Raw genomic sequence first — 14,277 nt, forward strand, 5'->3', positions numbered from 1 at the left:
AAATTAAAATAATGGGTTCCGCAAGCTTTATCGTCGCTCATGCGGATGTAGTCAAAAGTAGGTTTATATGCCCCCTGATATTAAGGCGTATCGGCTAATAATTAACGGTTATTGACATACCATGTAACTTTAGCGCATCATTATTGTTGTGTGATCTCGATAACATTGCTGGTTTGCGGAATGATCTTGCCTGCCGAAAGGTTTAGGCCAACGGTCATCAGGTAATCGCCGCTGTATATTTTACCACTGTCGTTAAAGTTCGATTTGATACCATCCATCAGGTTGATCTCTTCAATTTTGTAATTTTTCTGCGGGTCAAGTCCCTGTAATTTTACCACGTTAAATTGCGCCTTGTACCGCGTATTTAAAAAGTAGTTAAACAGTACAGCTTTGCTTTTGGCATCGTTAACATACATCAAAACTGCGCGGTCTTCTTCGTATGGTGATATGAGGCGGTACAGATCGCCGTACCAGATCACGCTGTTTAAACGGTTATAATTTTTGATGGCCTGTTTGCTAAACTGCACTTCGGCATCAGTCAACTTTTTAATGCTAAGATCATATCCTAAACGGCCCATCATGGCAACATCGGTGCGATATTTTATGGTTGCTGTTTTACTCCACTGGGTAACATGCGCCGATATGGTAATTGACGGAAAAAAGTTTGAGTAGCCCCACTGGATAAACACCCTTTCAAGCGGGTCGGTATTATCGCTCGGCCAAAACTCAGTAAAATACTTCAAAGCGCCATATTCGGTACGGCCGCCACCACCCGAGCAAAGCATCATCAGCAGGTGGGGATATTTTGCTCTTACCTTATCCAGCACATGGTAAAGGCCCAAAGTATAATCAACATACACCTGCGATTGCCTGTCTTTTAAATACGGCGAGTAGGTATTGCTCATGGTACGGTTACAATCCCATTTAATATAGGCTATACCCGGGTTATTGGTCATCATGTTATCTACAATGCTGTACACATAATCCTGCACCCTGGGGTTGGTGAGATCAAGCACCAGCTGATTACGCTGGTAGTTCTCATCGCGGTTTGGCAGCTTCAATATCCAGTCGGGGTGCTTTTCGTACAGTTCGCTTTTAGGGTTTACCATTTCCGGCTCCAGCCATATCCCAAACTTTATGCCCTTGGCTTCGGCTTGCTTAACCAGATACTCTATGTTGCCCGGCAGCTTAGCTTTGTTTTCCTGCCAATCACCCAAACCGGCTTTATCGTTGTTACGCGGGTATTTATTACCAAACCAGCCATCATCTAACAAAAACAAGTCGGCACCTAATTTATTAACATCATCAAATAAGCCAACCAATAGGTTTTGATCAAACTTCATATCGGTGGTTTCCCAATTATTGTACAAAGTCATCCGGGATTTGTTGCCATCAACAATACCATAGTTGCGCGCCCATTTATGCAGGTTGCGGCTGGCCTGCCCCTTACCTTCATTACTATAGGTAAAAATAAAAGCTGGTGTGGTAAAGGTTTTACCGGCGTCAAGGTGATATTCGGATGCTACCGGGTTAATCCCCGATATGAGCCTTAACGAGTTATGCTCGTCCATCTCAAACTGAAACTGGAAATTGCCCGTCCACGCCAGCGACCCGGCAACCACTTCGCCGCTGGTTTCGTCGGCTTGTTTGTTGAGCGCCAGCATAAACAACGGTGCTTCGTACATATCGGCACGGGTACCTAATTTACTATCGATTATTTTGTTGCCTGTTGTTAATTCATCTTCCTGCATCTTCATTTCCAGCGCCCAATCGCCATGAAAATGCGTCAACCAATATTTCTTAGCATCAAAGTGCAGCATTGCCGAAGCATAGTTGTTTAACAACAACGGCGATTTTTCGCCGTGCTTAATTTCCGTCCATGCTTTGATCACATCTTCCTGAGCAAAGGCCTGGTAATGCAAAACCACTTCAACCGGGTATTTAGGGTCTTTCAGGTTAATTACGGTCTCGGTCATATCCTCCCCGGAAGGATTTGAACTGCTGCTCACATAATTAAGCTCCAGGGATGGGTTGCCATCGGTATGGGTAACTTTAATGGCCGGTTCAAACTGGTCCTCCATCCCGCCGGTTATATACGCCTCGTGTTTGGTACTGTTTAAACGGGCATAATCAGCATTATTAAGCAAACGCTTACCAAAATACGATTGGTAAACCCGGTTGTTTTTACCAACGGTTAGTACCAGGCTAACGTGCTTTGTTTGCACAATAAGTTGTTTCTCGTTCTGGGCATTAGCAAATACACAGCAAAAAAGCAGCATAGCACATATGCCTGTCTTTAGTATCCTCATATTATAAAAAAATTAGCTGGTTTAGGCTGAATTGTATTGGCGGGCACAAAAGTATGCAAAATAACACAGCGTGTAAAACCATTATAATGTAAAAGCTTCGCTACGATACAATTAAAGTGATTTTAGTTAACACAACACTCAGTTTTATTGACATGCTATTCAGTTTAATTGGATTTTATGATGAGCCTGTAGCAACCAAATTGGCTGGCCTGCCGTACCGCAAGTGAAGCTGTTGAAGTTAATACATGTTGCAACAACTATCAGATATACAGATTATTACAATTCAATTACTTACTGTTCCATTAAAAATTATCTACTTTTGGCCTTACCTGTCACCATGATCAATATTTACGAGAAGAAGATAAACGACCCCGGCTTTTACCGTCAATTTAATTGCGGCGAAAGTCTCATCTCGTTATACAACTGTCCGCTGCAATCAAAATACCAGGATGCCTGGAGCGAGCATAACTACATTATTTATGTAATAAGCGGTCAAAAAAAGTGGCATACTGCTCATGGTTCTTATGATCTGCGCGAAGGTAGCTGCGTATTTGTACAAAAAGGAGCTTGCATTATCGAGCAGTTTTTTAACGAGGCTTTTTGCCTGATGATGCTCTTTTTACCTGATGAATTTATTTGTGATGTACTAAAAAGCAAAAGCTCGCCAATTTATAATCCCGAAAAAGAGTACGACCCTGTTATTGCCATCGACAGTAATACAGCGGTGCATACCTTTTTTCAATCAATGATGGTTTTCTTTGAAAATGGGCACGAACCCGACAGGTCGTTACTCGAGTTAAAATTCAGGGAACTTATTCTCACCATAGCCGGCAATCCGGATAACGGGCAAATGCTGTCGTATTTTTGCTCATTACTAAACGAACCCCAGGCCCTGTCGCTGCAAAGGGTAATGGACAATAACTATTGCTTTAACTTAAAGCTACCTCAGTTTGCCCGGTTAAGTAACCGCAGCTTATCAGCGTTTAAACGCGATTTCCAGAAACACTTTAAAACCACGCCGGGCAAATGGCTGATCGAAAAACGCCTCAACCATGCTATGCACCTGCTTGCCAATGCCGACAGAACCGTAAGCGAAGCTGCTTTTGAAAGCGGTTTTGAAAATCCCTCGCATTTTAGCCGTGCTTTTCGCGAACGGTTTGGCACTACTCCCGCCTCTGTAAAACAGGCTGTTTTGGCCTGAACTTTTAGGTAAGATGTTTGAACCTTTAGGCAAAGCTGCTTTGTAAACGGCCCCATACTTTTGTGCCTTTATTTATTTGAACATTTAAATTTTATGATTATGAGCACAAAAGCAGTGCAAGGAAAGTTGTGGAGTGTGGCACCGCAAAACTGGACAAATTATTTCGAACCGGTTTTTATACCGATGTACCAAAAGGCATTACAGCAGCTTAACCTCACACCAAGCTCGCTGTTGTTAGATGCCGGCTGCGGTTCGGGATTGTTTAGCAGCATAGCTATTAATGCCGGTGCACGGGTTACCGGGATGGATGCAGCCCCGGGTTTACTGGAAGTAGCCCGGCAGCGTAACCCCAAAAACAATTTTATTGAAGGCGACCTGGAAGCTATGCCTTTTGGCGATGAAAGCTTTGATGTGGTAACCGGGTTTAATTCATTTCAATATGCCGGCAGTTTTGAAAGCGCCCTGGTAGAGGCAAAGCGTGTGTTGAAACCAGGCGGCCGGTTGGTGATCGGTATTTGGGATAAACCCGAGAACAGCCAATCAACCAATATACTGAAAGCTGTTGGCACATTATTGCCGCCACCACCCGCGGGCACTCCTGGCCCCTTCGCTTTATCCGAAGATGGAAAGATCGAAGGCATCTGTAAAAAGAATGGTTTAAAGCTGGTTTTTAATGCAACAGTAGCATGCCCGGCTTTGTATCACAACACCGGCGAGGCGGTTAACGGTTTTATGAGCACCGGACCCGCAGCGGCAGCCATGAACACCAACCCTAAAGAAACGGTAGAAGCTGTGATCGCAAAGGCATTTGAACCGTTTGCCATTACCGACAGGATGTACTTTTTACATAACCAGTTCCTGTTGTTTATTGTAGAAAAATAAGTGCCGTTATTAAATATGAATGTAATTAACAAGACCATTAAAAAGATACACAGATGGTCATTTTCGTCAAAATGCAGCGATCTGAAGATCATCATCATCGGGTTGCTGTCGTAAATCTTAAAAAACATGAAAAATCTAAAAACCCTCACATTAAGTTTAGTTATACTGGTGACGTTTGGCACTGCAAAAGCAGCCGGGTTAAATACCGATAACGAAGCTTTAACAGTTAACCACGCGGTTAACACCTATGTAAATGCGTTAACGCACGGCCAGGTTGCCGACCTTAGCACGGTAATTGACGCAAGCGCGAAATTTACCATGCTGCGCGGCGCCAAAATGTTAAGCTTTACCAAAGCCGACCTGATCACTTTGGTAAAGCAAGACGAAAACCTGGAGCAGCAGTGTGTTACCACTACTTCGGTAAGCGAAAGCAATACTGATTTAACCGTAGTAAAGGTTGACATGAAATATGCAACTTTTACACGTACCAATTATGTAACGCTTACCAATACTACCGATGGCTGGAAGATAACCAGCGTTTATACGGTATTTAAATAATTTCCATACCTGTGGATAACGAAGGCCCGTCAACAGTATTTGTTGCGGGCTTTTTTGCGGGTTCATCCTACTCAAATTTTACAAAGATATGTCGCTGTAAAGCCCGTTCATTTTATCAATTATCATCAGTTTTGTACCCGCTTATGAAAGACAAAAACTCTGGCATTGCTATTATTTTAGCTTTTGCCCTGCTCCCTTTATCCGGTTTTGCAACCGACATCTATATCCCATCGTTACCCGCAATGGCCGGTGAATTACATACCAGCAGTGTAAATGTAGAGATAACCTTAAGCCTGTTTTTGATCAGTTATGGCGCGTCGCAACTTTTTGTGGGCAGCTTTTTGGATAGTTTTGGCCGATACAAAGCCTGCTTAAGCGCTTTATTGATCTTCGCTGCGGCCAGCCTGGTTATAGCGACGACAAAAAATCTGTATTTGATCTACCTGATGAGGGTGGTACACGGGCTGACCGTCGGAACGATTGTGGTGGCTAAACGGGCATACTTTGTCGATCTTTTCACCGGTGATCAACTCAAGCATTACCTTAGTTTATTTTCTATTATCTGGTCGGCCGGGCCGATCGTAGCGCCATTTATTGGCGGTTATCTTGAAAAGGCATTTGGCTGGCAATCGAGCTTTTATTTTTTAGGAGGTTTTGCCTTTGTAATGGCCGTGTTGGAGTATTTTTTCAGCGGCGAAACACTGGTGCATCGCACAGTTTTCCAGATCAAAAGTATCCTCAATATCTATAAACAGATGATCAGTACGGCAACTTTCACCTTAGGTATTGTAATGCTGGGGCTGGCCTACGGCATGGTGATGATCTACAACATGACCGGCCCTTTCATCATCGAGCACCATTTAAACCTGTCGCCAGTAACTGCGGGGTACAGTTCTCTGATTTTAGGTTTCGCCTGGATGACGGGCGGCTTTATCGGCAAGGCAACCATTAACCGCCCGTTTTATAAACGCTTAACGGTTAATTTGGGTTTACAGATCATCTTCGTTATCGCAATGATCATCAGCCTGCGGTTTGTAAGCAACCTGTACTCGCTTATCTTTTTTGCGTTCATTATCCATGTATCTACGGGTTTTACATTCAATAATTACTTTACTTTTTGCCTGGGCAAATTCCCTCAAAATGCAGGCATAGCCGGTGGATTGACCGGCGGGCTGGCCTATGTCATTATTTCGTTTTTAAGTTATGGCGTGGTAAGTGCTATCCCTGCAAAGGATGAGGCCAACCTGAGCTATAGTTACCTGGTGTTTATTGCCTTATCGGCAATGGTAATGTTTGCCGTTTACCGTATCAGAAATAAAGAACGGCAACAGATCTCTGTTACTGCATAAAAAGCCCTTCTTTCGCTTGGGAATTTCCTTAGGTCTCTTGCGGCGATAACGCAACTGGCACCACATGCCCGCTTCACAATCTGTATCCTATCAATATAATCAAACCTTATCATTTTGATAGGGTTTGATTATTACATCCCGGTTGGAATTTTCAACACAACATCTTGTAAATCAATTTAATGTAGCCAACACACCTCGATTGGCATTGCCATTGGTATGCTGTCATAAAATAATCAGAGACAGTATCACTTCACACAGATCATGAAAGAACAAGGCTTAAAATATACTTTAAAAGAGATCATCGCCATTGTATTGGCGTGGCTTTTTACCCTGGCCATCATTTATGTGGTTTACCTGAAAGTGAAAATGATCATTATTTAATCAATACACCAAACCCACATCAAAATGGACACTATACAAACTATCATTTATCTCATCCTCTTCGTAGTCATTTTCTGGCTGTTCTTTAAATCCGTTAACTATTTCGAAAAAATCTAATCATCATGATCGCATTATTTATTGTAGCCGTAGCTGTGTTTTTTTACATGGTTTACGTGCTTTTAAAACCCGAAAAATTTTAATCACTAAACTATGAACACCGAACTATCAGGAGTAATATTTACTTTCTTACTCACGCTTGTCATCGCTATCCCGCTCGGCAGGTATATTGCCAGGGTTTTTAAAGGCGAAAAAACATGGCTGGATTTTATGGCTCCGGTTGAGCGCCTTATATTCCGCTTTAGCGGGATAGATCCCAAACGCGAAATGAACTGGAAACAGCATTTATTCGCCATGCTTACCGTAAATGCCGTGTGGCTTTTTTACTCGTTCTTTTGCCTGTTGTACCAGTCGCATTTACCTTTAAACCCCGATGGCAATCCCAATCAAACACCCGACCTGGCTTTTAATACGGCCATCAGCTTTTTGGTAAACTGCAACCTGCAGGATTACTCGGGCGAAAGCGGCGTCACCTATTTTACACAGCATTTTGTGCTGATGTTTTTGCACTTTGTATCGGCAGCAACCGGTATAGCTATCCTTATTGTAGTGTTTAAAGCTTTAAAAGATAAGGTTACAGATAAGTTAGGTAACTTTTGGGATTACTTTGTTAAAAGCATTACCCGGTTGCTATTGCCGATATCAATAGTCATTGCCATTATTTTAGCATTTAACGGTACACCAACAAGCTATAAAGGCAAGGATACTTTTATAAGCCTGCAAGGCGATACCGTGCATGTATCGCGGGGGCCGGCAGCCGCTATGATCGCCATTAAACACCTGGGTACCAACGGAGGGGGCTGGTTTGGCGCAAACTCGGCACACCCGCTCGAAAACCCGAACTACCTCACCAATACCACTGAGCTGGTTGCACAGCTTATTATCCCCATCGGGTTAGTATTTGCGCTGGGCTTTTACCTCAACAAAAAAAAGTTTGCTTACGTGATATTCGGTGTGATGACAGTAGGTATGCTTTGCCTGATGATACCGACGATGAAAGCCGAAACCGGCGGCAATCCGGCCATAGCCAAAATGGGTGTCAGCCAGCCAACCGGCTCAATGGAAGGCAAGGAAGTACGCTTTGGGCCGCTAAACTCGGCATATTGGAGTGTAATGACCACCGTAACCTCAACCGGCTCGGTAAACTCCATGCACGATAGCGCCATGCCGGTATCCGGTTTCAGCCAGATGATGGGCATGATGATCAACTGTTTTTATGGCGGCTGCGGAGTAGGCTTTTTAAACTTTTACATCTTCATCATCATTGCTGTATTTATATCAGGGTTGATGGTTGGGCGTACGCCGGAATTTTTCGGGCGGAAGATAGAGGCCCGCGAAATGAAGATCGCATCGCTTATTGCTTTGCTGCATCCATTTATCATATTGGTAGGTACCGCCGTCTCATCATATGTACTGGTACACATGCCCAATGCAAACTGGGCGGTTAAACCTTCAACCTGGTTAAATAACCCCTCGTTCCATGGCTTTTCTGAAATGTTGTATCAATACTCATCCTGCGCGGCCAACAACGGCTCGGGCTTTGAGGGCCTGGGCGATAACAACATTTTCTGGAACGTAAGTGCGGGTTTTGTGATGATATTAGGCCGGTTCCTGCCTATTATTGGTCCGCTGGCCATTGCTGGCATACTGGCCAACAAAAAATTCATCCCCGAAAGTGCCGGAACTTTAAAAAGTGATACCTCAACCTTTGGCGTAATGGTGTTTGCCGTGATCGTGATCATCGCCGCACTATCATTCTTCCCGTCACTGGCTTTAGGTCCCATTGCTGAACATTTTTCTTTTTAATAACATGAAAACTCAAAATACTTTATTCCAGGGCGAACAGGTAAGCGATGCGTTTAAGCAATCGTTCATTAAGCTCGACCCGCGCATACTGGTACGCAACCCGGTTATGTTTACCGTAGAGATAGGTACCGTGGTGATGCTCATTGTCAGCATTTATTCATTCGCCAACAAAGGCCAGGGCAGCTTTGGCTACAATTTTACCGTGTTTGTAATATTGCTGCTTACTGTGCTGTTCGCCAACTTTGCTGAGGCCATTGCCGAAGCCCGCGGCAAAGCGCAAGCCGAGAGCCTGCGCAAAACCCGCGAAGAAACACCTGCTCGTTTGCTGGTTAACGGCAAAGAAGAACGCGTAATGTCATCTCAACTCAAAAAAGGTGATGTGTTTATCTGCGAAACAGGCGATAATATCCCCACTGATGGTGAAATTATTGAAGGCATTGCTACTATAGACGAATCGGCTATTACGGGCGAATCGGCACCCGTAATCCGCGAATCTGGCGGCGATAAATCATCAGTAACCGGCGGCACCAAAGTATTATCCGACAGGATAAAGGTAATGGTAACCACTCAACCCGGCGAAAGCTTTTTGGATAAAATGATCGCTTTGGTTGAAGGGGCATCACGACAAAAAACACCTAACGAAATTGCCCTGACCATTTTACTGGCCGGCTTTACGCTGATCTTCGTTATTGTTTGCGTTACGCTAAAACCCTTTGCCGATTATGCCAATACACCTATCACAATAGCTGCCTTTATATCTTTGTTCGTTTGTTTGATCCCTACAACTATCGGTGGCCTGTTATCGGCCATCGGTATTGCAGGGATGGATCGTGCCCTGCGTGCCAACGTGATCACTAAATCGGGCAAAGCGGTTGAAACTGCAGGCGACCTGGATACGCTGCTGCTCGATAAAACAGGCACTATCACCATTGGTAACCGTAAGGCTACTAATTTTCATCCTGCCCACGGTGTGGATATGCAATTGTTTATCCGCGCCTGTGTATTAAGCTCGCTGGCTGATGAAACGCCCGAAGGTAAATCCATCATCGAACTGGCGCAAGCCGGTAACCCGATGATCTCGCTAAAAGTTCCGGATAACTCGGTATTCATCAAATTCACTGCCGAAACCCGCGCGAGTGGTTTAGATACGCCCGATGGATTACGCATCCGCAAGGGCGCTTTCGATTCGATACGCAATATGGCAGCCAAAGCCGGTCATTTATTCCCGAGCGAAGTAGAGGCTGAAGTGAAAAAGATCGCATCGAACGGAGGTACACCATTGGTAGTATCGGAGAACGAGGAGATATTAGGCGTAATAGAATTACAAGACATTATCAAACCCGGCATTGCCGAACGTTTTGATCGCCTGCGTAAAATGGGTGTAAAAACCGTAATGGTTACCGGTGATAATCCGCTAACCGCCCGCTTCATTGCCGAAAAAGCCGGTGTTGACGATTTTATCGCGGAAGCAAAACCCGAGGATAAAATGAATTACATTAAAAAAGAGCAACAAGGTGGTAAGCTTGTAGCCATGATGGGCGATGGTACCAACGATGCTCCGGCACTGGCGCAAGCCGATGTTGGCGTGGCCATGAACAGCGGCACACAAGCTGCCAAAGAAGCAGGTAATATGGTCGACCTGGATAATGACCCTACCAAACTGATCGAGATCGTAGAAATAGGGAAACAGTTGCTGATGACCCGCGGCACATTGACAACCTTCTCTATCGCCAACGATGTGGCTAAATATTTCGCCATTGTACCGGCATTATTTATGGTATCGATACCGGCCCTGGGAGCATTGAACGTGATGAAACTGCATAGTCCGGAATCGGCTATCCTGTCGGCAGTGATCTTCAATGCCATTATCATACCATTACTGATACCGCTGGCTTTGCGCGGAGTTGAATATAAACCGATAGGCGCCAGCGCGCTGCTGCGCCGAAACCTGTTTATCTACGGCTTTGGCGGGGTGGTAATACCGTTTATCGGCATTAAGCTGATCGATATGCTGGTGGGAATACTGATATAGGACAGTATTGCGTATTGCGACATGCATATTGAGACAAAAACATGAATAAGTCTCCGCTAATCATCGCAATACGCACATCTCAATACTAAAATCGCAATACTCAAATCTAAAAACAACATGAAAACATATTTTTTGCCATCAATCAAGATCACTGTTATTTTATTGGTGATACTGGCAGGCTTATACCCTTTATTTCTTGCCGCTATAGGCAAATTAACCCCCGGTGCCGGCGATGGCGTTACCGTAACCGTGAATGGCAAAGTAGTTGGCTATGCCAACATTGGTCAAAAGTTTACACACGACAAGTACTTTAACTCGCGCCCCTCGGCTGCCGATTATAAAGCCGATGCTTCCGCAGGATCAAACAAAGGGCCAACCAACCCCGATTATTTAAAGGATGTTGAAAAACGCATCGACACGTTTTTGGTGCACAATCCGGGGGTAACCCGTGCACAGATCCCGGCCGAACTGGTAACCGCATCGGGCAGCGGGTTGGATCCAAACTTATCACCGCAAGGCGCTAAAATACAGGCGGCCCGCGTTGCCCGTGTACGTGGTTTAGCTATAACCAGGGTTTTGGCTTTGGTTGATGAGCATACCGAGCAACCCTTATGGGGATTATTCGGCCCGGCCAAGGTGAACGTGCTGCAATTAAACGTAGCTTTAGATGGGATGGCTAAGTAAAACCCCCTCTAAATCTCCCCCTAAAGGGGGAGACTTGAAGAAAGCAAAATAAAACTCGTGGGGTATCTAAAAGAAGTTTTTTAAAAGCCCTCCCCTTCAGGGGAGGGTTGGGAGGGGTTTATGAATGACAAAGAACAATCGGCAGAACATTTCCTCCAACTGATCAAAAGATCAAGGCAGGGAAAATTCAAGATCTATATCGGCATGAGTGCCGGCGTGGGTAAAACCTACCGCATGCTGCTGGAGGCCCAGGCTTTGCTGCACAATGGCATCGATGTAAAGATCGGCTATATTGAAACGCATGGCCGCAAAGAAACGCTTGCCCAGTTAAGCGGATTGCCACAGATCCCCCGCCGAAAACTGTTTTACAAAGGCAAAGAACTCGAAGAGATGGATTGCCAGGCCATTATCAATCTGCGCCCCGAAGTGGTTATTGTTGATGAACTTGCCCATACCAATATCGAAGGCAGCAAAAACGAGAAACGCTGGCAGGATGTGGTAGATATCCTGAACGCGGGCATCAACGTGATCAGCGCGGTAAACATCCAGCACCTCGAAAGTTTGAACGGGGAAGTTGAAAAAATTACCGGCACCGCTATCCGCGAACGCATCCCCGATAAAATGCTGCAAATGGCCGATGAGGTAGTGAACATCGACCTTACCGCCGACGAACTGATAGACCGGTTAAAGGAAGGCAAGATCTACGATGAAAAGAAGGTGCCGACCGCCCTCAACAACTTTTTTCAAACCGACCGCATCCTGCAATTGCGCGAGCTTGCCTTAAAGGAAGTGGCGCACCAACTCGAGCGAAAAATAGATACCGAGGTGCCAAAAACCATCAAGCTGCGGCCAGAGATATTTCTGGCCTGCATCAGCACCAATGAAGATTCGGCCAAGGTCATCATCCGCAAAACGGCAAGGCTGGCATCATACTATCGTTCAAAATGGTATGTAATGTACGTACAAACCAGCAGCGAAAACAGCAATAATATCAGGCTATCAGCACAACGTTTTCTGATCAATAATTTAAAACTGGCCACTGAACTTGGTGCCGAAATTATTAAGGTAAAAACCAATAATATTGCAAAAGCTATTTGGGAAACGGCCGAACAATACGAGATAACAACTATTTGTATCGGCAAGCCGCATTTTAAATTTTACCAGTTAGTTTTAAAAACGGCTGTATTTACACAATTGCTCAATAAAATGAGCAAAACCAATATCGATCTTTTAATACTATCCTGATATGAGCATTAAAAATAAACTACGCACCGGCATTACCTTTTTGTTTTTGATGGCGCTGATAGCAGCCGGATTGGCCGCCTACTATTTGAACCGGCTTTCGGCCGATTCAAAAGATATCCTGAAGGATAACTACCGCTCCATCATCTACGCCAAAAATATTGGCCAGGTGCTTGACGGGCCTCCGCTAACCATCAATTCGCCGCAGCTCCGGGTTATTGAAAACAACCTCGACCTGGAGACACACAATATCACCGAGCCCGGTGAAGGTCCGATAGCCGACTCTGTTAAGAGTGAATTTGAAAACTACAAAGTACTGCTTGCCAAAAATCAGCCGGTAACTGTAGTACAACTGAAGATGAAAAACTTGCTTTATCGCATGATGCAGGTAAACATGGCGGCCATTGAACATAAAGATAAAACGGCCACACATACGGCTAACACAGCTATCGTTGTTGTATCTTTCATCGGGTCGTTGTGCTTTCTCATCGCCTTTACTTTCCTGATCAATTTTCCTGGTTATATTGCCAACCCCATAGCCGAGTTAACACAGGGTATCAAAGCTATCGCTGGTAAAAACTATAAAAAACGCATCGTATTCAATTCAAAGGACGAGTTTGGCGAGCTGGCCGATGCTTTTAATCAGATGGCGCACCAACTGGATATTTACGAAAACAGCAACCTGGCTAATTTACTGTTCGAGAAAAAACGCATTGAAACCATTATCAATTCTATGCACGATGCCATTATCGGCTTTGACGATAAGATGTTCATCGTATTTGCCAATAAGGTTGCCTGCACTTTGATGGGGATCGCCGAAGAAAAGCTTCTGGGCGAATACGCGCCCGATGTGGCATTGGAAAACGACCTGCTGCGCAATATCCTGCATGCCGAACAAACACGCATGAAGATATTTACCGATAACCACGAAAGCTATTTTACCAAAGAAGTACTCGAAGTAGTGAACGATAATACCAGTATTGGCAAAGTGATCATTTTAAAGAACATTACCGAGTTTCAGCAACTTGACGAAGCCAAAACCAATTTTATCGCCACCATTTCGCACGAATTGAAGACCCCGATATCGGCCATCAAAATGAGCCTTAAATTATTGGAAGACGATCGGATAGGCAGCATCAATACCGAACAAAAACAACTGCTCCAAAACATTGAGGATGATGCCCGTCGGCTGTTGCAGATAACCGGCGAACTGCTGGATATGGCACAGGTTGAAACCGGTAAGATACAGCTCAACTTTGGCAGCACCCACCCCCAAAACATTGTGAACTATGCGGTGCAGGCCATCAGGTTTATTGCCGATCAGAAAGAGATCACCATTGAGGTGAATTGCCCCGAAACGCTGCCCACCGTAAACGCCGACCTGGATAAATCTACCTGGGTATTGCTCAACCTGCTATCAAACGCCATTAAGTATAGCCCGGCAAAATCAACGGTTTGGGTAACGGTTAAACGGGCCGCTAATAACAGTATCCAATTTTCGGTTAAGGATAACGGCCAGGGCATTGATGCCCGGTACCTGTCGCGCATATTTGAGCGGTATTTTAAAGTTCCCGGCGGCAGCCCTGATAAAACAGGCACCGGCCTCGGCCTGGCCATAGCCAAAGATTTTATAGAAGCTCAGGGCGGCACCATCAATGTGGAAAGCGAAATTGGCGATGGCAGCAAATTCTATTTCCTGTTACCGGTTGGCTAACT

The 14,277-nt window shown here is 44.8% G+C and carries 11 protein-coding genes; 10 read left to right on the plus strand and 1 reads right to left on the minus strand.

The genetic code is table 11. The features are described from left to right. Positions 1–140 precede the first annotated feature (140 nt). Positions 141–2,309 (minus strand): alpha-galactosidase, encoded by a 2,169-nt coding sequence (locus ACFGVR_RS03935; protein ID WP_448701285.1) that lies wholly within the window; start codon positions 2,307–2,309, stop codon positions 141–143. Positions 2,310–2,646: 337 nt separating this feature from the next. On the opposite strand from ACFGVR_RS03935, the gene ACFGVR_RS03940 reads away from it, so the two are divergent. The 10 genes from ACFGVR_RS03940 to ACFGVR_RS03985 all read left to right on the plus strand — a co-directional run bounded on the left by ACFGVR_RS03940 (position 2,647) and on the right by ACFGVR_RS03985 (position 14,275). Next, the gene (locus ACFGVR_RS03940; protein ID WP_448701287.1) at positions 2,647–3,510 is read left to right on the plus strand and encodes a helix-turn-helix domain-containing protein; all 864 of its coding nucleotides are present in this window, start codon (positions 2,647–2,649) and stop codon (positions 3,508–3,510) included. A 99-nt stretch (positions 3,511–3,609) separates the two neighbouring features. Further along, positions 3,610–4,392 (plus strand): class I SAM-dependent methyltransferase, encoded by a 783-nt coding sequence (locus tag ACFGVR_RS03945; protein WP_448701289.1) that lies wholly within the window; start codon positions 3,610–3,612, stop codon positions 4,390–4,392. Between the two features lie 126 nt (positions 4,393–4,518). Beyond that, positions 4,519–4,950, plus strand: a complete 432-nt coding sequence (locus ACFGVR_RS03950) for a nuclear transport factor 2 family protein (RefSeq protein WP_448701291.1) — start codon at positions 4,519–4,521, stop codon at positions 4,948–4,950. Between the two features lie 143 nt (positions 4,951–5,093). After that, a complete protein-coding gene (locus ACFGVR_RS03955; RefSeq protein WP_448701293.1) occupies positions 5,094–6,299 on the plus strand; it encodes an MFS transporter in 1,206 nt (401 codons plus the stop codon). Between the two features lie 503 nt (positions 6,300–6,802). Continuing rightward, on the plus strand, positions 6,803–6,880 hold the full coding sequence (locus tag ACFGVR_RS03960; RefSeq protein WP_083227938.1) for a potassium-transporting ATPase subunit F: 78 nt from the start codon (positions 6,803–6,805) through the stop codon (positions 6,878–6,880). Between the two features lie 10 nt (positions 6,881–6,890). Then, positions 6,891–8,603, plus strand: a complete 1,713-nt coding sequence (gene kdpA / locus ACFGVR_RS03965; protein WP_448701295.1) for a potassium-transporting ATPase subunit KdpA — start codon at positions 6,891–6,893, stop codon at positions 8,601–8,603. Positions 8,604–8,607: 4 nt separating this feature from the next. Beyond that, positions 8,608–10,635, plus strand: a complete 2,028-nt coding sequence (kdpB, locus tag ACFGVR_RS03970) for a potassium-transporting ATPase subunit KdpB (RefSeq protein ID WP_448701296.1) — start codon at positions 8,608–8,610, stop codon at positions 10,633–10,635. A 117-nt stretch (positions 10,636–10,752) separates the two neighbouring features. After that, positions 10,753–11,319 carry a K(+)-transporting ATPase subunit C gene (locus ACFGVR_RS03975; protein ID WP_448701297.1) on the plus strand — a complete coding sequence of 189 codons (567 nt, stop codon included), beginning with the start codon at positions 10,753–10,755 and terminating at the stop codon, positions 11,317–11,319. A 120-nt stretch (positions 11,320–11,439) separates the two neighbouring features. Continuing rightward, entirely contained in the window at positions 11,440–12,564 is a 1,125-nt protein-coding gene (locus tag ACFGVR_RS03980; protein WP_448701299.1) for a sensor protein KdpD, read from the plus strand. Between the two features lies 1 nt (position 12,565). After that, positions 12,566–14,275, plus strand: coding sequence for an ATP-binding protein (locus ACFGVR_RS03985; RefSeq protein ID WP_448701301.1), 1,710 nt, complete (start codon positions 12,566–12,568; stop codon positions 14,273–14,275). Positions 14,276–14,277: the final 2 nt, after the last annotated feature.

It is taken from the genome of Mucilaginibacter aureus (assembly GCF_053514885.1).